A 19,782-nucleotide genomic window follows, 5' to 3' on the forward strand; every position below is an offset into this window, starting at 1 on the left:
ATGAAGCTCCCCGCGGGCCGAGTCAATCAGTTTCCAGGAAAACCCTGCCGGCTCGACGACCCGTCAGAAGGTTCCGAACATCACGGCACCCACCACGGCCGCCGACCAGATGCACACGAACAGCGTCAGCGGCATGAAACGGGTGGCGAACTTCGCCCCGAAGGCCCCGGACTGCATGGCGAACAGTTTCACGTCCACCATCGGCCCGACCACGAGGAACACCAGCTGAGCGGTCGGGGAAACCCCGGGCAGGGAGGCAGCGACGAAGGCGTCGGCCTCGGAACACAGCGACAGCAGCACCGCCAACAACGCCATGACCACGATCCCGAACCACAGGTTCTCGGTCAGGAAGGCCAGAAAACCGGCGGGCACCGCCGCTTTCATGAGCGCCGCCACGGCGGCCCCGACCACCAGGAAACCGCCCGCCTGCAGCAGGTCGTGCATCGCGGTCTCGCGGAAGACCGCCGCCTTGGACTGGTGGCCGTGGTCGTGTCCTTCCTGGGGTTTCATCCATTCGGCCTTGCCGACCCCGACCCACAGCCAGCACACCGCGATCACCGCCACCAGGGACGCGATCAACCGAGCCCAGACCATCATCGGGTTGCTGCTGGCGAAGGCAACGGCCGTGGCGACGAGCACCACCGGGTTGACGGCCGGCGCCGCAAGCAGGAAAGCGAGGGCGGCGCCCTGGGGAAGTCCCCTGCGCATCAACGACTGCGACACCGGCACCGACGCGCATTCACAACCCGGCAGCACCATGCCCGCGACGCTCGCGGCGGGCACCGCGAGCAGCGGGGATCTCGGGGTGATCCTGGACAGCAGGTCCTTCGGGACGAAAGCGGCGATGAGCCCCGACACCAGCACCCCGAGCACCAGGAAGGGCAGGGCCTGAACGACGATACCCATGGTGAGTGTGCCCCAGGTGGCCGCGCCCCCCTCCAGGCGCAGGAGCGGGCCGCGGATGGTGGTCGCCCAGACAAGGGCGATGACGACGGCGACACCGGCGAACGGCAGCGCCCAGACCCTGACGAATGTGCTTCTCACAGGTAGGGGTCCTCCGGTTGCTGGATCACCTTGACCTTGGACGCGGTCAGCACGGGATGTTCCTTGCTGGCGTCGAGGTTGATGACCCCCTCCACCTCGACCCAGACGTCGTCCCCCTCGGGTTTCGCGACTCCCTCGACGGGGACGGTGAACAGGGATGCGTCGGCGACGCAGCAGTAGATGCGGAACCGGTTCACGCTCCACTGCCCCTCCGGGAGGGTTGACTGTTTGGCGACGAAACCGAGCAGCCGCACGGGCCGTCCGACGAGCAGTTTCGGATCCCCGAAGGCGTAGCGGTCCTCGAAATCCTGCACGGACATCTCGGTGACGGAGTCCGTCGGCAGCGGGGGAAACTCGATCGTGTCGGATGCGGTCGACTTGGGTTTCGCCGCAGTGCTGCCGGCCGCGTCCGCCCCCAGCGAGGCGGGGGCCGAGACCGCGAACAGCAGGGCGGGCAGCAACAGCAGCGCCGCGACCTTCGGGGAACCGTGTCCGTGGGTGTCGCGTTTCAACCCGGCGAGCTTGTCGGTGGCGTCCAGCAGGGTCCACAGCGACAACGCACCCATGGCGACCGCCGATGCCAACAGCCAAGGACCCAGCCACTCCTGCAGGTAGTTCCGGAAGCTGCCGGAGATCGCCATGATGAAAACCACCGTGGCGAGCAGCAGAACCAGAGTCGCTCCCACGACCTGTCCCAGCGTGCGCGGGGGTTGGTCGGCATCTCGCGAGGTGTCCATGTCCATTCAGCCTAGCGGGGATCCCAACAACAGCCACGCGACGGCCTCGGGATCGGGATCGGTGGACAGGGCGCAACGCAGCCTGGCCCCGGCGCCCCGCAGCCCGTGTTCGAGTTCCTGCTGGGCCGGGGATTCGGGTTTCCCGTCGAGCCGGAACCGGGTCAGCGTCACGTCCCGGGCAGTGAAATCGATCCGGGCGGAACTGGGATGCGCGGTCAGTGCGGCGCCGCCGATCAATCCCTCCGCGGTCAGTGCCTCCTCCACGCTGAACCCGCTGGCGGCTGCCTCCACCTCGCCCCGGATCGGTAGGTCGGTGATCTGGGCGGCGCGCAAACCGGCCAACACGCCCCACAGGCCCGGGGTTTCCAGGCAGCACCCCAGGGCCAGATCGAGCCGGTCCAGCAGTTGTTCCCGCTCCCCCAGGCCCGGTTGGGCGAGCAGCCAGCTGAGCAACCATGCCTCCAGGTCGGGGCGGTTGCCTACCCGTCCCAGGGCCTTCAAGACCAGCTGCTCCATGGGCAGGTACCAGCCGATCTCCAGGTGGCTGACACCGTTGGAACCGTGGATCGTGAGCTCGTGACGGCCGACGGGGCCGCGCACCAGGCTGCCCTCGTCGACAGTCTCGAAACCGAGGCCGTTTCCCGTGCATGCGACGTCCAGGTCCGGAACCTCAACGGCCTCACCCTCCGGGAGGTAGCGTTCCGGGGGCAGCCAGGCGGGCAGGGGTGGGATCTCGTGTTCAGGGTACAGCCGCCAGCGCGACCACGCCCGCCGCCCCGGGGCCAGCCCGGTGCTCTCCCCGAGAACCAGGGCGACGCGTCCCTCGGGGCCGGCTCCGCCCTCACCGCACCAGCCGCTGAGCATCACCCAGGCGGCGCCGTCCAACAACATCCGGCCCGTCGCCCCGGCCAGCCAGCCGACCACGCAGCCCTCGACGACGAACCGGAAACCCTGCGTCTCGACCACGGATTCCCCGATGCCCTGGAGGGTGAACTCCAAGGCCTCGCGTTCCCCGGACCGGAAACGCACCTCGGCCAGGACGTCGCGGGATTTGAACACCCAGTGCCCGGGTTCCTCGGTGGGAACCCTCACGCATCCCTCGGGAACCTCCACCCGGACCTTGCCGGCCCCGGTGGGAATGACGAGAATCCGTTCCGGGTTCAGTCGACCACCACCAGATCCTGGTCGTGGGGGGCTTCTGGCACATTCGCGGTGATGACGGAACCATCGAAGCGACGCCCACCCGTGACGGGGTGGCGTCCCGTCAACGACGGCAGCTCCTCACCCTGGTGTTCCAGGGGGACCCGGGTTGGCACGCCGGGTTGGATGACGAGCCGCTGCCCGCGCACGTTGACCTCCAACGGCCCGCCGGCCTCCACCTCGAAGGAGATGGCCTCTCGTTCCAGCAGCACCCGCAGCCGAGATTCGCGAACCTGGAGGGGGAAACGCAGGTACTCCCATTCTCTCGGCAGCCGCGGATCGAAACTGATGTCACCGTGGTAGTCACGCAGCCCGCCGAAACCGAACACCAACGCGTTCCACACCCCACCGGTGGATGCGATGTGCACGCCGTCGCGGGAGTTGGCGTGCAGATCCGCCAGGTCCACGTAGAGTCCCGTCAGGAAGTACTGCATCGCCATGTCCTGGTAGCCGACCTCGGCGGCAATCACCGACTGCACCACCCCGGACAAGGTGGAGTCCCCCGTGGTGATCGGGTCGTAGTACTCGAAGTCGGCGCGTTTCTGCTCCTCGGTGAACTGGTCGCCCTGCAGGAACAGCGCCAACACCACGTCGGCCTGCTTGAGCACTTGGAACCGGTAGATCACCAGGGGATGGAAGTGCAGCAGCAGCGGGAATTTGTCGGCCGGGGTGTTCTCCAGGTCCCACAGCTCGCTGGACAGGAACTTCTCGTCCTGCGGATGGATCCCGAAGGTTTCGTCGAAGGGGATGACCATGCCCTTGGCACAGGCCCGCCACTCCTCCACCTCCTCCGGGGCCACGTCCAGGGTCTGCACCAACCGGTCCCAGCAGAGCGGATCGGCCTCCTCGAGCTCCTGCACCAGGTCGGCGGCGAGCTTCAGGTTGGCGCGCGCCATCACGTTGGTGAACATGTTGTTGTTCACCACGGCCGTGTACTCGTCGGGCCCGGTGACGCCGTGGATGTGGAATCGCTGCGACCCGTCGGCTTCGGTCCGCCAGAAACCCAGGTCAGCCCACATCCGCGCGGTCTCCACCAGCACCGCGGCTCCGTCGCGGTACAGGAAGTCCACGTCCCCGGTGATCTCGCGGTACTTGGCAAAGGCATGCGCGATGTCGGCGTCGATGTGGTACTGCGCGGTTCCCGCAGCGTAGTAGGCGGACGCCTCCTCACCGTTGATGGTGCGCCACGGGAACAGCGCACCCTCCTGGCTGAGCATCTGGGCTCGTTCCCTGGCCTTCGGCAACAGACCGACCCGGTAGCGCAGGGCGTTACGGGCGACCCTGGGGGCCGTGTAGGTCAGGAAGGGAACTAGGTAGATCTCGGTGTCCCAGAAGTAGTGCCCCTCGTATCCGGAACCGGTCACCCCCTTGGCGGGGATGCCGAGCTGGTCGGAACGGGCCGTCGCCTGGGCCAGCTGGAACAGGCACCAGCGAACGGCCTGCTGGATGGCCGGCTGGCCGCCCACCTCGACGTCCGAATTGGCCCAGAAGTCATCGAGCCAGGCGCGCTGCCCCTCGAAGAACGAGTCGAAACCCCGCTCGCTCACCCGGTCGAGGGTGCGGCGGCAGCGGTCGAACAGTTCCGTGACGGGCACCCCGCGCGAGGTGTGGTAGGCCACCGCCTTGCGGATGACGATCGGCACCCCTTCGCGCGCCTCGATGCGGTAGACCTGCTTGGCCTGGTCCTCCTCGATCCGGGAGATCACCTCGTAGGGGTTCGCGGTGTCGAGGGTGTGCTCTGCGGCCACGCACAGCGTCATGTGGGAGTCGGTGGTCTCGTAGCCGAGCGCCATCCGCTGGTCGTCGTGCCACTGGCCGCGCGGTTGCAGCACCCGGCCGTCGAACTTGCCCGCGCGCCGCGGGTCGAAGCTCTCCTCGTTCCTCGGCTGGCGGTAGTCGTCGAACCCGTCCTGCCGGTTGACCACCTGGGAGCTGAGCACGATCGGCGCATCGCCCTCCAGCATGGTCAGTTCGATCTCGAAAAGCGCCAGGTGCCGATCGGTGAAGCTGACCATGCGGCGGGAACTCAGTTTCACCCGCTTGCCGGCCGGGGTGCGCCACACCAGGTCACGGGTCAGACATCCCGCGCGGAAGTCGAGGGCGCGTTCGTAGTGGTCCAGGTCCGACTGTCCGAGGGTGAGTGGTTCGTCGTCGACGTAGATCTTGATGAGTTTCGCGTCGGGCACGTTCACGATGGTCTGCCCTGTGCTCGCGAACCCGAAGGCCTCCTCGGCGTGCTTGATGGTCCAGGTCTCGTGGAAACCGTTGATGAAGGTGCCGTGCGAGTAGGACTTGCGTCCCTCCTCGGGGTTGCCGCGCATCCCCAGGTAGCCGTTGCCGATGGAGAACAGGGTCTCGGTGACGCCCAGGTCGTCGAGTCCGGGTTCCACCTCGACAAAACGCCAGTCGTCGACGGGGAAACGGAAACGGTTCAGCGGGTCGGAGGAGATCCAGCGCATCAGGCCACCAGCTCCCCGAGGTCCGCGACCACCAGACCCGCGCCGGCCCGGCGCAGGGCTTCGGGACCGACCCCCCGGTCCACCCCGACGACGAGCCCGAACCCACCGGCGGCACCGGCGGCCACCCCGGACAGGGCGTCCTCGACCACGACGGCCCGGGACGGCTCCACCCCCAGTTGCTTGGCCGCGCATTCGAAGGTGTCGGGGGCGGGTTTGCCGGCCAGGCCCTGTTCCTTAGCAACGTTCCCGTCGACGATCACGGGGAAGGCCGCCTCCAGTCCCGCGGCGCGCAGAACCGGCACGGCGTTGCGCGAGGAGGAAACCACGGCCAGTTTCGCGCCTCGTGCCCGGAGCGTATCGATGAGCGCCCCGGATCCGGGATAGGGAGCGACGCCGTCGCGGCGGATGATCTCGTTGAAGGTCTCGTTCTTGCGATTCCCCAGGCCGCAGATGCTCTGCTCGGTCGCGGCATCCGAGGGATCGCCCTCGGGCAGCTCGATGCCACGGGAGGCGAGGAAGTCGCGGACACCGTCGTATCGGGGTTTTCCGTCCACATGAGCGAAGTAGTCGGCATCGGTCCACGGTTTCTGGCCGGGGAAACCGGCCAGGAAGGCGTTGAACATCTCGCCCCAGGCCTTCATGTGGACTTCAGCGGTTGGAGTTATGACCCCGTCCAGGTCGAAGAGGTAGGCGTCGAAGGCGCTGAAATGCATGCCGAACAGATTAGTCGGAAGCGCGATGAGATCGCTGGCACCTTGAGCACCAGTAGAGGTTTCGTCCCTCCAGCACGGTGGTGCACACCTCGGTTCCGCACACCAGGCAGGGCTGCCCGGCACGCCGGTACACGTAGACCTCGCCGCCGTGGGCGTCCACCCTGGGAGGGCGTTCCTGGGCCTCGGGCCCGTGTTCATCGGCGACGGTGTCGATGCGGCCGCGTTCCAGCGCCACCGCCATCAAACCCACCAGGTCCTCCCACAGCACTTTCCAGGTGGCCTCGTCGATCTCCCGGCCCGGGGTGGTGGGGTCGATGCCGTGGCGGAACAACACCTCGGCGCGGAAAATGTTGCCCACCCCTGCGGCAACCCGTTGATCCAGCAGCAGAGAGGCGATGGACTTGCCCGATCTGCGGATCCGCGCCCACCCGCGGGCGGGGTCGGCGTCGCCGCGCAACGGGTCAGGGCCGGAGTCCGCGAGAACCTTCTGGTACTGGTCCTCGGTGATCAGCCGGCACCACTGCGGGCCGCGCAGGTCGGCGGCCCGGTCGTCGGCCACGATCCGCAACCGCACCTGCCCGACGGGCTCGGCGACCGGGGCGAAACCGAGTTTCCCGATCAGCCCCAGGTGGATGTGGATGCGGTTGGCACCGGGAACGTCGAAGTTGATGAACAGGTGTTTCCCGACGGCCTCGGCGCCGGTGAGGATGTGGCCGTCAAGGGCGGCGGCCTCTCCGGCGAACCTTCCCTGCGGGGAGCTGACCCGCACCTCATGATCGGCGAAGTCTTCCTGGAAGGTGTTGGCGAGGCGGTGGATGACGTGTCCTTCGGGCATTGCCCTATTCCAGCAGACCCCGGATGTCGGTGGCGGTGATGGCTGCGCTGCGGAACTCCCCCGTGTCGACGACGGATGCGAACAGGTCGCGTTTGCGCTGCTGCAGGGCCACGACCTTCTCCTCAATGGTGTCCGCCGAGACCATGCGGTAGACGTTGACCGCCCGGGTCTGGCCGATGCGGTGTGCCCGGTCGACGGCCTGGTTCTCGGCGGCTGGATTCCACCACGGGTCCAGCACGAAGACGTAGTCGGCCTCGGTGAGGGTGAGTCCGAACCCACCGGCCTTCAGGGAGATCAGGAACACCGGGGCGCCGCCTTCCCGGAACCGCGCGATGCGGGCGGGCCGGTCGCGGGTGCGCCCGTCGAGGTAGACGTATTCGATGCCCTCCGCTTCCAGTGTCCCGCGCACCAGCTTCAGGAACCCGGTGAATGAGGAGAACACCAGCGCACGGTGCCCCTCCTCGGCCAGTTCCTGGATCTGTCCCAGCAGGGCGGTGATCTTCGCCGACGGGATGGGAGGCAGATCGGTGTCCACCAGGCGGGGATCCAGGGCGAGTTGTCGCAGTTTCGTCAGGGCCCGGAAGATCGCCACCCGGTTCCGGTCCATGTCCTCGAGCATCCCGAGAACCCGGGTGCGTTCCCGGGTCAGGTGCTGGTCGTAGCGGCGCCGGTGCGCCGGGGTGAGTTCCAGCCGCGTGATCTGTTCCACCTTCTCGGGCAGTTCCTTCACCACCTCGCGTTTGGTGCGGCGCAGCATGAACGGCCGGATCCGGGCGCGCAGCCGCCCCAGGACATCGGTCTCGCCGTTTTTCTCCACCGGTTTGCGGTAGTTCTCGGTGAAACCCTCCAGACGCGGGAACAGCCCCGGCGCGGCGAGCGAGAACATCGACCACAGGTCGCCGAGGGAGTTCTCCAGCGGGGTGCCGGTGATGGCCAGGGTGAACGGGGCCCCGATGCGGCGCGCCACCTGATAGGTGCGGGAGCGGTGGTTCTTGACGAACTGGGCCTCGTCCAGCACCAGGCCACGCCATTTCTGTTCCAGGTATGCCTCGTCCTCCATGCGCAGAAGGGTGTAGGAGGTGACCACCAGGTGCGCGCCGCGGATCTCCTCGGCCAGTTCCGTGCCCCGCCGGGCCCGGGTGGCCCGGATGACGGCGACCCTCAGGCCCGGCGCGAACCGGGCGGCTTCCTCCGCCCAGGTGCCGACGACGCTGGCGGGGGCCACGACGAGCACCGGCGCGTCGTCGAGTTGGCCGAGTTCCCGGGCGCGTTCCAGCAGGGCCAGGCTCTGAAGGGTTTTCCCGAGCCCCATGTCGTCGGCGAGCACGCCGCCGAGGTCCGCGTCCCAGAGCGCGGCGAGCCAGGTGAGTCCCTGCTCCTGGTAGGGCCGCAGCATTGCGTCCAGCCCGTCCGGGACCGTGATCCTCGTCTCGTCGGAACCGAGGTTCAGCAGGGTCTGTACGCGTTCCCGCCAGCGCCGTGACTGTTCCTCCACGACCCCCAGTTCCGCGAGTTCCTCCCAAAGGCCTGCCTGGTAGGCGCTGATCCGCAGTTGCCTGCCCGGACCGGGGTCCACGAGTTCCCGGGCCTCCGCGAGGAGCTGCCGCAGCCGGTCGAGTTCGGAGCGGTCCAGCGGGAACCATGTCCCGTCGTCCAGCAGCATCGCCTCATCGCCCGCGGCGAGCGCCCGGAAGAGCTGTTCGAAGGGCACGTCGCGGCCGGCGACGGTGACCCGGACGTGGAGGTTGAACCAGTCGTTGTCGCCGGTGTCCTCCGCGCCGACCGAAATCACCGGGGCCTCGGTGGCGCGCGAGTACTCGGGGGTTTCGCCGTGGTGGGTGACGATGATTCCCTCCCCCTCCAGGAGGGGCAGGGTCTCGGTGACGAACCGTGCCGCATCGGCCCGGATCACCGTCGCATTCGGATTCAGTCGTTGCCAGTGCGGTTCCCGCAGGTTTGGGTAGTCCCCGACCAACCGGAGCGCAACCTCCTCGAGGATTTGCTCGGCCTCCTGGTCCCGGAAGGACTCCCCCGCCCGGGGATGAAACGCGACATCGACGGTGGTTTCCCCCGCTACATACCTGAAACCCCATTCGAGCAGCATCCGGTGGCCGGGTTCGTGGATCAGACCGAGGGTCAGTTCCGGGTGTGGGAGGTCTTCCGGGTCCCACGTGCCCGGTGGGACGAGTCCTCTCTGCACCAGCGCCGGGAGATACATCAGCTGGAACCGCCCTGCGTCCTGGGTCGGGATCGTGACCGTCAGGTTCCGGTTGAACAACCCGCGGATCGCGTCGGGTACCGTCCCGGCCAGTGGGCGCAGACGCAACCGGCCGCCCGGTCCCAGCTCCCCCACCCCGTGGGCCGGTTCCCCGATCAGGAATCGCCGACTACCCGGGGGCACCGGCCCCAGGTCCCCGGACATCGCGAGCTGTCGCGACCCGTCGTCTCGGAGATCGACGTCCAGCCAGATCCTGACCGGTTCGAATCCGACCTCCACGTCCTGGAATCCCTGGCCCGCTATCAGCTGGATTCCGGCGTCCACGCCCTGACTCAGGAGCGACCAGCCCAGTGGGCCGAGGTCGGACAGGGAAACCGAGGCCGGGGTGCTGTAGGTGTACTGGTGGCGCCCTGTGAGCCTCGCCATCTGCAACAGGACCTCGCGTTGCGCGGGTTCGTAGTTCACCCCCCGGTAATTCGTGACGATGTCCAACCAGCCGGCCTGGGATTTGATCCAGCCCTGTTTCCCGAGCCGCAGGGGACGCAACACCAGTCCGTTCGGCTGCTCCAGTGGACCGTCGATCCGGAACTCCAGGCCGAGTTCGACGGGCCTCCCCCCGGTCTCGGTTTCGGGCAGCAGCCCGGCCAGCGCGTTCTCCCAGGAGGACGCCGGGGAAACGGTCTCCATCGCCGATTCCCGCGCGGCAAGCAGCACCGCCACGGCGTGTTTGCATCCCATCCTCATCGGGCACGAACAGGCGCTGTTGATCCCTCGGTGGTCGTGGTGGAGGAACGTCCGGTAGACCTTTCTTCCGCTGCCCTTGACCACCGCTTCGATGGAGCCGGTGCGGTCCGTGGAGTACTTCAGGACGTGCCCGGCGGCCTCGTAGGAACGTCCCCGCAGGAACGTGGCATCACCCCAGGAAGCTCGGATGGCCTCGTCACTGACCTCCGTGACCCAAGCTGTGGAGTGGGGATCCATGCCGCCCCACCCTAGTGCGTTCCTAGACTGTTCCCATGAACAATCGGGGCACGCCACGGGAACTGGGGCGCGACGGCATCAGCGGACTGGTCACTCGTCACCGGGCGATCCGGGCACAGATGTTGCCGCGTCGCCGCCGTCGCTGAGCCCCGCGGGTCCTTTCTCCAGGAGGATCAGAAATCCCGCCTCGTCGAGGATGGGCAGCCCCAGTTCCTCCGCCTTGGTGGCCTTGCTGCCGGCGTTCTCCCCCACCACCACGTAGTTGGTTTTCCGGCTCACCGACCCGGCGGCCTTGCCGCCCCGGGAGACGATGGCTTCCTTGGCCCCGTCGCGGGTGAATCCCTCGAGGCTTCCCGTGACGACCACGGTCAACCCCTCGAGGGTGGCGGAGGGCCGGTCGTCGTTGCCCGGTCCGGGGAGCTCATCGGCCATCCGGACCCCGGCGGCGGTCCAGGCCTCGACGATGTCGGCGTGCCAGTCCACCTCGAACCACAGCTTCAACGACTGGGCGATCACCGGGCCCACGCCCTCGGTGTCGGCCAGTTCATCGACGGAGGCGGCACGGATCGCGGACATGCTCCCGAAACGGGACGCGAGCGCGCGGGCCGCGGTGGGGCCGACGTGGCGGATGGACAACGCCACCAGCACCCGCCACAGCGGTTGCTGCTTGGCGGCAGCCAGGTTTTCCAGCAGTTTCAGCCCGTTGGCGGTGATTCCCCGCCGGGTGGCGTAGATGGAGCTGCGGGCCAGGTTCTCCTCGGTGAGCGCGAACAGACCCGACTCGTCGGTCAGCAAGCCGGATTCCAGGAGGTCGCGGGCGCCCACCTCGCCCAGCGCCTCGATGTCGAAGGCCCCGCGGGCGGCCAACGAGTAGAGGCGTTCCCTGAGCTGACTGGGACAGCTGCGGGCGTTCGGGCAGCGCAGGTCCTTGTCGCCCTCCTTCTGCTGCGCCAGAGCGGTTCCGCAGGCCGGGCAGTGGGTGGCCATCACGAATTCGCGTTCGTTGCCGTCGCGCAGCGAGACGACGGGGGCGACGATCTCGGGAATCACGTCACCGGCCTTGCGGAGCACCACCGTGTCCCCGATCCGCACCCCCTTGCGCGCCACCTCGTGGGCGTTGTGGAGAGTGGCCATGGCGACCTTGGATCCCGCGACCAGCACCGGTTCCATCGCCCCGAACGGGGTGACGCGCCCGGTGCGCCCAACCCCGACACGGATGTCGAGGAGCCGGGTGTGAACCTCCTCGGGCGGGTACTTGTAGGCGATCGCCCAGCGCGGCGCCCGGGATGTGGATCCCAGCCGGCGCTGGGCGGCCAGGTCGTCGACCTTGACCACGACCCCGTCGATCTCGTGTTCGGCGTCGTGGCGGTGCTCGCCGTGATGGATGACGTAGGCCCGGGCCGCGGCGGCCGAGTCGACCACCCGGGTGTGGGCCGATACCGGCAGCCCGTAGGAGCCCAGCACCTCGTAGGCCTGGCTCTGGCGGGTCAGGGAGAGGCCGTCGTGGGTTCCGACGCCGTGGACGATCATCCGCAGGGGCCTGGTGGCGGTGATCCTGGGGTCTTTCTGCCTGAGCGACCCGGCGGCGGCGTTGCGGGGGTTGGCGAACCGGTGCTGCCCGGCCTCCTCCAGGGCCTCGTTCAGCTCCGCGAAGGCCTGTTTGGGGAAGAACACCTCGCCTCGCACCTCCAGCACGGCGGGAATGTTGCTTCCTCGCAGCCGGTGCGGGATGCCGTGGATGGTGGCGACGTTTCCGGTGATGTCCTCCCCCACCCTTCCGTCCCCCCGGGTGGCAGCCTGCGCGAGGCGCCCGTCGAGATAGGTGAGGTTCACCGCCAGCCCGTCGATCTTCAGTTCGCACAGGTAGTGCTCGGCGGGCACCCGGGCCAGCCAGGCGGCCAGTTCGGTCTCGTCGAAGACATTGTCTAGGCTCAGCATCCGCTGCCGGTGGGTGACGGGGGTGAACTCGGTGACGCGCGCGTAGGCAACCCGCGTTGTGGCGGAGTCCGGGCGTCGCAGCTCGGGATGGCGTTCCTCCAGACCCGCGAGCTCCTTGAGCCGTTCGTCGTACTCGGCGTCGGAGATGATGGGCTCGACTCCCCCGTAGTAGGCGTCACTGGCGGCCAGGAGAAGCTGGTTGAGTTCCTGCCAGCGGTATTCTGTTTCGGGGGAAATCGTCATGACCCCATGCTGTCACAATCCCCACCTGGGGATTGATGCGATAAAGTGCTTGAGCTTGGCAGAACAGCAACGATGATTGAAGGTGTCCATGGCAACCGCCAATATCACTCGCGAAGAAGCCGTCCTCCGCTCCGGCGTCGTCAAGGCAGGGGCCTACCGGGTGACGGTTGACGTGACCGGCAACGGTGTCGCCGATCCCGAGCGCACCTTCGCCTCTCACACCGAACTCGATTTCGCCTCGAAGGGTGGCTCCACCCATCTGGACGTGATCGCCGACGAGATCCGTTCCGCCACCCTCGACGGTGCCCCCCTGCCCATCGATGGGTTCGACGGCTACCGACTGCCGTTGAAGGATCTTCCGGAGGGCAACCACACGATCGTCGTCGACGCCGTGTGCCGCTACTCCCGCACCGGTGAGGGGCTGCACCGTTTCGTCGACACCGACGGCAAGATCTACCTGTATTCCCAGTTCGAGACCGCGGATGCCCGGCGCATGTACGCCACCTTCGAACAGCCCGACCAGAAGGCGACCTTCCAGCTGACCGTCCTGGCGCCCGCGCACTGGAGTGTGTTCACCAACTCCCGCTCCGTCGAGGGCCAGCCGGCCGGGGAGGGGACAGCGCGTTTCGAGCACGCCCCCACCCCCGTGATATCGACCTACATCACCGCTTTGGTGGCCGGCGAGTACCACGTGGTCAAGGGCCAGATCAACTCCGCGGCCGGGGTGCTGCCCGCATCCGTGGCCTGCCGCGTCTCGGTCGCCGAGTTCCTCGACGCCGACCGGATCCTCGAGACCACGCAGCGTGGTTTCGAGGTGTTCGAGTCGGCCTTCGGGGTGCCCTACGCTTTTGATTCCTACGACCAGATCTTCGTGCCTGAATTCAATTTCGGTGCCATGGAGAACGCGGGCTGTGTCACCTTCCGTGACCAGTACCTGTTCCGTTCCCGCGTCACCGCCCGCGAAATGGAGGCCCGCGACAACACCATCCTCCACGAGTTGGCCCACATGTGGTTCGGCGACCTGGTGACGATGCAGTGGTGGGACGACCTTTGGCTCAACGAGTCGTTCGCCGAGTGGGCCTCGCACTTCGCGGCCGACGAGATCGCCAGGAAGCACGGCACGGGGGCCAATCCGTGGGCCTCGTTCTCGAACGAACGCAAGGCCTGGGCCTACCTGCAGGACCAGCTGTCCACCACCCACCCCATAGCCGCGGACATGAGCGACCTGGAGAAGGTGGAGCAGAACTTCGACGGCATCACCTACGCCAAGGGTGCCTCCGTGTTGAAGCTGCTGGTTTCCTTCGTCGGTATCGAGGCCTTCACCAAGGGGGTCGGGAACTACTTCCGCAAACACGCCCACGGCAACACCACCCTGGCCGACCTGCTCACCGAGCTGGAGGCCGCATCGGGGCGCGACCTGTCCTGGTTCACCGGGCAGTGGCTGGAAAGCGCGGGGGTCAACACCCTGCGGGCCGAGTTCGAAGTTGACGAAACCGGCACCTTCACGCGGTTCGCGGTCGTCCAGACCGCGCCCGAGGCCTGGCCGACGCTGCGCACCCACCGACTCGGAATCGGCATCTACGCCAACACCGACAACGGCCTGGAGCGCGTCGACTACGTGGAGACCGATGTCTCCGGTGAGCGCACCGAGGTGCCCGCTCTGGTCGGACGGGCCCGCCGCGACGTGGTCCTGCTGAACGACGGGGACCTCACCTTCGCGAAGATCCGCCTCGACGAGATGTCCCGCAACGCGCTGGTGGCCGGGATCGACAGGTTGACCGACCCGCTGGCCCGCGCCGTCACCTGGTCGCTGTTCTGGGACTCGGTTCGCGACGCCGAGATCGCCCCGCAGGAGCTGGTCTCCCTGGCCCTCCAGGGCGTCGGTTCGGAGAAGGACATGGCCGCCGTCACCACGGTGCTGGCGCAGGCCGCCGTCTGTTCGGGACGTTTCATGGCCCCCGAGCTGCGTGAGGCCGCGAACATGAAGCTCGTCACCGGCCTGGCGGGGCTGCTGAAGGACGCCGAACCCGGTTCCGACGCGCAGCTCATCATCGCCAAGACCCTGATCGGGGTTGCCCGCAGCGAGAGCGCGTGCGAACTGATCCGCGGCTGGCTGCACGACGAGGAGGTTCCCACAGACCTCACCGTGGACACGGAGGTGCGCTGGCTCATAGTCGCCGCCCTGGCCCGCCGCGGCGTCTTCGGCGAGAAGGAGATCGCCGCCGAACTGGAGCGGGACAACACCAACACCGGTGCTGAACACGCCGCCGGTGCCCGCTCGAGCCTGCCCACCCCAGAGGCCAAGGCCGAGGCGTGGCGGCTGGCCACCGCGGATCCGGACGTCCCGAACGAGACCCACCGCAGCATCGCCATGGGGTTCGTCAACTACGGCCAGGAGGACGTGCTGGCCCCCTACGTGGATGCCTACGCGAAACTGGCCGAGACCATCTCGAAACGCGAGGACGGCTGGGACACGCGCGGCTACGCAGCCATCGGGGCGGTACTCAGGTGGTTGTTCCCCGAAACCTTGGCGACCGCCGATGTGGTCGGGCGATTCCGCCGTTACCTCGAGGAGGGCGAACCCACGGACCAGGTGCGGCGCCTGTTGAGCGAGCGTCTCGACGAGGCCGAAAGAAACCTGCGGGTCCAGGAACGCAGCCGCCACTGATCCGCCCCGGAGGAGCCCGGCCATGAAGCATCTGCTCAGCATCACCGATCTCAGCACCGACGAGATCCATTCGATCCTTCACTTGGCCGGGCGGATGCATCAGCTGCAGGAGGCCCGGGTCAAGAAGCTGCCCTACCTGAAGGGCCGCACCGTGGTGAACCTCTTCTTCGAGGACTCCACCCGCACCCGCAGTTCCTTCGAGCTCGCCGCCAAGTGGCTCTCCGCCGACGCCATCAACGTCTCGGCCCGCGGGTCGAGCGTCTCGAAGGGCGAATCGATGCGCGACACCCTCATGACCCTGGACGCCATGGGGGTGGATGCCATCGTGATGCGCCACCCGGGTTCCGGATCGGTGGCCCAGGCCGCGGGGTGGGTACGGGCCTGCATGGTCAACGCCGGGGACGGCACCCACGAACACCCGACCCAGGCCCTCCTGGACGCCCACGCGATGCTGACCCACTTCACCCGCACCAAGCTGGGAACCCTGGAAGGCAAACTGGTCTCCATCACCGGGGATCTGCTGCACTCCAGGGTCGTCCGTTCGAACGTCGCGCTGCTGAGCAGGTTGGGGGCGCGGGTGGTGCTGGTCGCCCCGCACACGCTGCTGCCTCCCGGGGTGGAGACCTGGGGGGTGCAGGTCACCCCCGACCTGGACGAGGTGATCTCGGATGTCGACGTCGCCATGATGCTGCGGGTGCAGCGGGAACGCATGCATGGCGGTTTCTTTCCCTCGGAACGGGAGTACGTGGCGGCCTACGGGCTGACGGCCTCCCGGCTGACCAGGCTGCGCCCCACTGCGGTGATCGCGCATCCCGGGCCCATGAACCGGGGCCTGGAGATCAGTTCCACCGCCGCCGACGACCCACGTTCCATCGTGCTCGATCAGGTCTCCTCGGGGGTCGCGGTCCGCATGAGCGTGCTGCACCACCTGCTGGCCGACTGACGGGAGGAAATCAATGTCGAAACTCGCCATCACCGGAGTGACCCTGCCCGACGGGTCGCGAACGGACCTGTTCGTCGAATCGGGCCGCCTCGTCGATCAACGCCCCCTGGGTGCGACCACCATCGACGCGGACGGGTTGATCGCGCTGCCCGGTCTGGTGGACATCCACACCCACCTGCGTGAACCGGGACGCGAGGACGCCGAAACCGTGGAGTCGGGTTCCCGCGCGGCTGCCCGTGGCGGCTTCACCGCTGTCTTCGCGATGGCGAACACCCAGCCGGTCACGGACACCGCGGAGAACGCCGAGCACGTGCTGGCGCTGGGAGCCGTCGCCAACAACTGCCAGGTGTTCCCGATCGGCGCCATCACGAAGAACCTGGCGGGCAGGGAACTGGCGGAGCTGGGGCTGATGCACCGTTCACGGGCCCGGGTCTCGGTGTTCTCCGACGACGGGCACTGCGTGATGGACGCCAGCCTGATGAGGCGCGCCTTCGAATGGGTCAAACCGTTCGACGGGGTGCTGGCACAGCACGCCCAGGATGCGACCCTCGCCGGACCCGATGCGTGCTGCCACGAGGGTGAGATCTCGGGCCGGCTGGGGCTCCCGGGCTGGCCTCCGGTGGCGGAATCGGTGATAATCGCCCGCGATGTCGCTCTGGCGGAGGCCACCGGTTCCCGCCTGCACGTGTGCCACGTCTCGACGGCGGAGGGCGTGGACGTGCTGCGCTGGGCCAAGGAACGGGGCATCCGGGTGACCGCCGAGGCCACTCCCCACCACCTGTACCTGACCACCCCGGAGGTCGTGGGATACGACACCACCTTCAAGGTCAATCCCCCGCTGCGCACCGACGAGCACGTCGAGGCGGTGCGGGCCGCGCTGGCCGACGGCACCATTGACGCGGTGGCCACGGACCACGCACCCCACGCGCCGCAGGACAAGGACCACGCCTTCGTCGACGCCCGGCCCGGGATGCTGGGGCTGGAGCAGGCCTTGGCGGTGGTGATGGAGACCATGGTCGCGCCGGGCCGCCTGACCTGGCCGCAGGTGGCCGAGCGGATGAGCCACGCCCCGGCCCGGATCGGGAAGGCGACTGGACAGGGGCGTCCCCTGACCCCGGGTGAGCCCGCGAACCTGGTGCTGATCGACCCGCAGCGGCGGGCAACGGTGGACCGGAACGATTCCGCCTCCATCAGCCACAACAACCCGTACCACGGCCGGGATCTCCCCGACCCGGTGGAAATGACCCTGTGGAACGGCAGGGTCACCCACAAGCGCTGAGGGATCCCGGTAGTGGTTCAGGGTGTGGCCCGTTCACAGGTCCCCACGGTCCGGGGAGGGAACCGCCCGTTCTTGAGCAGGTCGAGCGCTTCCCGGGACGAACGGTCATTGGGGGTGTAGACCTCGAGACGGTGATCGGGCGACTCGGGTTGTTGCCATACCTGGTAGTCGATGTCGACATGTCCCAGCCCCGGGTGCGCGAGGAGCATGTTTCCCACCGTGCAGTCAGCGACGTCTCCTTCTGCCCAGAGCCCGGCGAATCTGGTGCTTTTCACCAAGAGTTTCCCGATGAGTTCCGCCAATCTGGCATCACGTGGATACCTTCCCGATGTGAGCCGAAGATAGGCGACGTGTACACGGGCGAGATCCTCCCAGTTGCGATAGAGGTCGCGGCTCGCCGGATCCACGAAGAACAAGTAGGGGACCGAGGGACGCCGATGGGCCTCGGACGGGGCTCCGAAGGGCAGATGCCCGAAAAGAAGTTCGTGCCCGGAGCGGTTCCAGGCCAGGATGTCTCCGCGGCGTCCCAGCACCACGGCCGGAATGGCCTCGTTAAGTGACTCGAAGAGCGCCAGCACTCTGGGGTGAGGCACTTCCGGGAGTTCACGGCTCATTGGGGATGATGTTGGAGCGCCGGCCAGGTTGTACAGATGGATCCGCTCCGCGGTGTCCAGACGCATGACCGAGGCCAGTGCCTCGAGCACCTGCCCGGATGCGGTCCCCACCTGATCCTGTTCGATGCGCGTGTAGTAGCTCACGCTGACTCCCGCGAGGCGGGCGAGTTCGTCGCGACGCAGTCCCGGTACCCGGCGGTCGGATCCAGCGGGATCCAACCCGATCGAACCGGGATCGGTTCTGTCCCGACGGGTCCTCAGGAAGCTGCCCAAAGTCTCACCCATCACGGATTCAGGGTAGCTCTTTCCGGATCCCGGCCCCAGATTCGTGGGTATCCCGCTCCGGGATACCCAAGACTGTGTTCTTGTCGCTCTCCCGCGGGGAGTGCAGCGTGGTGCGCATGGATTTCCGGAAGAACACGGCCGAACGTGCCTCGGCCAGGTCCTGGCTGGGTCTGGTCGCAACTCTTGGCCCCGTGCTCGTGGTCGCCATGGATGGTTCCATACTTTTCCTGGCGATCCCGAGCATCAACGAAGCGATCCGGCCGAGCACTGATCAAGCCCTCTGGATCCTCGACATCTACGGGTTCATCGTCGGTTCGCTGCTCATCACCTTTGGCAATCTCGGGGACAGGTTCGGCAGGAAGAAATTTCTTCTCACCGGGGCAGCCGTTTTCGGCATCGGGTCCGTGTGCGCGGCGTTCTCCTCCACCCCCGGGGTCCTGATCGTATCCCGGGCGTTGATGGGTTTGGGCGGCGCGACACTTCTGCCATCGTGCCTTGCCGTGATCAGTGAGTTGTTCGTGAACCCGTCGCAACGGGCGCGCAATTGCGATTTTCGCAGCGACTTTTGCAGCGGGATTCGTGATCGGCCCGATCATGGGCGGCCTCTTGCTTGCCCATTTCTGGTGGGGGTCGGTATTCCTGATCAACATTCCGGTGATCGGCCTGTTCCTGTGTCTGGCTCCCCTGCTTCTCCGAGAGGTTCACGGCGCCCGGCCCGGAAGAACCGACCTGTTCAGCATGCTGCTCTCCGCGACGGGGCTCTTGTTGACGATCCATGGCATCAAACGCATCACCACATACGGTGTCGAGTTGCGCAGTGGCCTGCTGACCATCCTCGGGTTCATGCTCCTGGTGGCGTTCATCCTCCGTCAGAGGAGCCTGGAACGCCCGCTGCTCGATGTCAGCCTGTTCAGGGAGCCCGTGTTCAGTGTGGCGATCCTCACCGGCTTTTTCTCCCTCTTCGTGTGGTCCTCCGCGGCGTACCTGAGCATGACCTATCTACAGTCCTTCCTGGGCCTTCCGGTGCTGGACTCTGCTCTGCTGGCCATTCCTGGAGCCATGGTTCTGATTCTGTTCAGCGTTTTCACCCCTCTCCTGGTGGAACACGTGGGGGCGCGGATGGCGTTGATCGTCTGCCATTTCTCCATGGCTCTGGGGATGCTCATGCTCGCTTTCACGGGCACCGGTACGGTGTTCTACATCGCATCGACCGCGGTTTCCGGGATCGGATTCGGCATCTCGTTCAGTCTCGTGGCCGACACCGCCGTCGGGGCCGTCCCGGAATCACGGGCCGGCGCGGCCGGGGCCATCGCCGAAACCAGCAATGAGATCGGCAATGCGCTCGGCATCGCATTGCTGGGATCGGTACTGACGATCGTGTTCCGCATCATTTATCCGGGGCCAGAGACCGGTCTCGGTGAAGTCATCGACAACTCCGGAATTGATTCGGGCGCCTTCGTCCAGGCGCGGGAGGCTTTCCTGGCTGGCTTCCACATCGTGGCAACGGTGGCAGCCGCGATCTGTGGGGTTCTGGGGTTTCTCACCATCCGCTGGATCCCCGCACCTCGTGCTCCCCGAGACCACCGGTCCTGAGCCCGTTCAGGAATTGCCCACAGCAGGGTCCT

Annotated in this window: 12 protein-coding genes and 1 pseudogene; 4 read left to right on the plus strand and 9 right to left on the minus strand. The window is 67.2% G+C overall.

Going from position 1 to position 19,782, the window contains the following annotated elements:
* Nucleotides 1-63: 63 nt before the first annotated feature.
* The 8 genes from EL272_RS15455 to ligA all read right to left on the minus strand — a co-directional run bounded on the left by EL272_RS15455 (nucleotide 64) and on the right by ligA (nucleotide 12,368).
* The gene (locus EL272_RS15455; protein WP_014846866.1) at nucleotides 64-1,044 is read right to left on the minus strand and encodes a permease; all 981 of its coding nucleotides are present in this window, start codon (nucleotides 1,042-1,044) and stop codon (nucleotides 64-66) included.
* Complete coding sequence (locus EL272_RS15460) at nucleotides 1,041-1,781, minus strand: TIGR03943 family putative permease subunit (protein ID WP_197720249.1); 741 nt, start codon at nucleotides 1,779-1,781, stop codon at nucleotides 1,041-1,043. Before EL272_RS15460 ends, EL272_RS15455 begins: the two co-directional genes overlap by 4 nt.
* 6 nt (nucleotides 1,782-1,787) lie before the next feature.
* Complete coding sequence (locus tag EL272_RS15465) at nucleotides 1,788-2,873, minus strand: hypothetical protein (RefSeq protein ID WP_197720250.1); 1,086 nt, start codon at nucleotides 2,871-2,873, stop codon at nucleotides 1,788-1,790.
* 68 nt (nucleotides 2,874-2,941) lie between these two features.
* Nucleotides 2,942-5,440, minus strand: a complete 2,499-nt coding sequence (locus EL272_RS08905; RefSeq protein ID WP_014846869.1) for a glycoside hydrolase family 65 protein — start codon at nucleotides 5,438-5,440, stop codon at nucleotides 2,942-2,944.
* Entirely contained in the window at nucleotides 5,440-6,153 is a 714-nt protein-coding gene (locus tag EL272_RS08910) for a beta-phosphoglucomutase family hydrolase (RefSeq protein WP_014846870.1), read from the minus strand. The genes EL272_RS08905 and EL272_RS08910 overlap by 1 nt, the downstream gene beginning before the upstream one ends.
* 10 nt (nucleotides 6,154-6,163) lie before the next feature.
* The gene (locus EL272_RS08915) at nucleotides 6,164-6,988 is read right to left on the minus strand and encodes an Fpg/Nei family DNA glycosylase (RefSeq protein ID WP_061786844.1); all 825 of its coding nucleotides are present in this window, start codon (nucleotides 6,986-6,988) and stop codon (nucleotides 6,164-6,166) included.
* 4 nt (nucleotides 6,989-6,992) lie between these two features.
* Nucleotides 6,993-10,187 (minus strand): DEAD/DEAH box helicase, encoded by a 3,195-nt coding sequence (locus tag EL272_RS08920; RefSeq protein ID WP_061786843.1) that lies wholly within the window; start codon nucleotides 10,185-10,187, stop codon nucleotides 6,993-6,995.
* Between the two features lie 90 nt (nucleotides 10,188-10,277).
* Entirely contained in the window at nucleotides 10,278-12,368 is a 2,091-nt protein-coding gene (ligA, locus tag EL272_RS08925; protein WP_061786842.1) for an NAD-dependent DNA ligase LigA, read from the minus strand.
* A gap of 88 nt (nucleotides 12,369-12,456) precedes the next feature.
* Between ligA and pepN the strand changes: the two genes are divergently transcribed.
* From pepN to EL272_RS08940, 3 genes are read left to right on the plus strand one after another with little or no spacing between them, the layout of a single operon-like run.
* Nucleotides 12,457-15,036, plus strand: coding sequence for an aminopeptidase N (pepN, locus tag EL272_RS08930; protein WP_061786841.1), 2,580 nt, complete (start codon nucleotides 12,457-12,459; stop codon nucleotides 15,034-15,036).
* Between the two features lie 22 nt (nucleotides 15,037-15,058).
* Nucleotides 15,059-15,979 carry an aspartate carbamoyltransferase catalytic subunit gene (locus tag EL272_RS08935; RefSeq protein ID WP_014846875.1) on the plus strand — a complete coding sequence of 307 codons (921 nt, stop codon included), beginning with the start codon at nucleotides 15,059-15,061 and terminating at the stop codon, nucleotides 15,977-15,979.
* A 13-nt stretch (nucleotides 15,980-15,992) separates the two neighbouring features.
* Nucleotides 15,993-17,258: a dihydroorotase gene (locus EL272_RS08940; RefSeq protein WP_014846876.1), complete on the plus strand. Its 1,266-nt coding sequence runs from the start codon at nucleotides 15,993-15,995 to the stop codon at nucleotides 17,256-17,258.
* 17 nt (nucleotides 17,259-17,275) lie between these two features.
* On the opposite strand, the gene EL272_RS08945 is transcribed toward EL272_RS08940, so the two are convergent.
* Complete coding sequence (locus EL272_RS08945; protein ID WP_061786840.1) at nucleotides 17,276-18,157, minus strand: helix-turn-helix transcriptional regulator; 882 nt, start codon at nucleotides 18,155-18,157, stop codon at nucleotides 17,276-17,278.
* A gap of 206 nt (nucleotides 18,158-18,363) precedes the next feature.
* Here EL272_RS08945 and EL272_RS08950 point away from each other — a divergent pair.
* Nucleotides 18,364-19,750 (plus strand): annotated as a pseudogene (locus EL272_RS08950) (MFS transporter).
* Nucleotides 19,751-19,782 lie beyond the last annotated feature (32 nt).

This window comes from Arachnia propionica (assembly GCF_900637725.1).
GTDB classification, from domain to species: Bacteria; Actinomycetota; Actinomycetes; order Propionibacteriales; family Propionibacteriaceae; genus Arachnia; species Arachnia propionica.

Excerpts from the sequence above, each read along its gene's own strand:
- EL272_RS15460 (WP_197720249.1), bottom strand. The coding sequence starts at position 1,781 with ATGGACACCTCGCGAGATGCCGACCAACCCCCGCGCACGCTGGGACAG.
- EL272_RS08905 (WP_014846869.1), bottom strand. The coding sequence starts at position 5,440 with ATGCGCTGGATCTCCTCCGACCCGCTGAACCGTTTCCGTTTCCCCGTC.
- EL272_RS08910 (WP_014846870.1), bottom strand. The coding sequence starts at position 6,153 with ATGCATTTCAGCGCCTTCGACGCCTACCTCTTCGACCTGGACGGGGTC.
- EL272_RS08915 (WP_061786844.1), bottom strand. The coding sequence starts at position 6,988 with ATGCCCGAAGGACACGTCATCCACCGCCTCGCCAACACCTTCCAGGAA.
- EL272_RS08920 (WP_061786843.1), bottom strand. The coding sequence starts at position 10,187 with ATGGATCCCCACTCCACAGCTTGGGTCACGGAGGTCAGTGACGAGGCC.
- ligA (WP_061786842.1), bottom strand. The coding sequence starts at position 12,368 with ATGACGATTTCCCCCGAAACAGAATACCGCTGGCAGGAACTCAACCAG.
- pepN (WP_061786841.1), top strand. The coding sequence starts at position 12,457 with ATGGCAACCGCCAATATCACTCGCGAAGAAGCCGTCCTCCGCTCCGGC.
- EL272_RS08935 (WP_014846875.1), top strand. The coding sequence starts at position 15,059 with ATGAAGCATCTGCTCAGCATCACCGATCTCAGCACCGACGAGATCCAT.
- EL272_RS08940 (WP_014846876.1), top strand. The coding sequence starts at position 15,993 with ATGTCGAAACTCGCCATCACCGGAGTGACCCTGCCCGACGGGTCGCGA.
- EL272_RS08945 (WP_061786840.1), bottom strand. The coding sequence starts at position 18,157 with ATGGGTGAGACTTTGGGCAGCTTCCTGAGGACCCGTCGGGACAGAACC.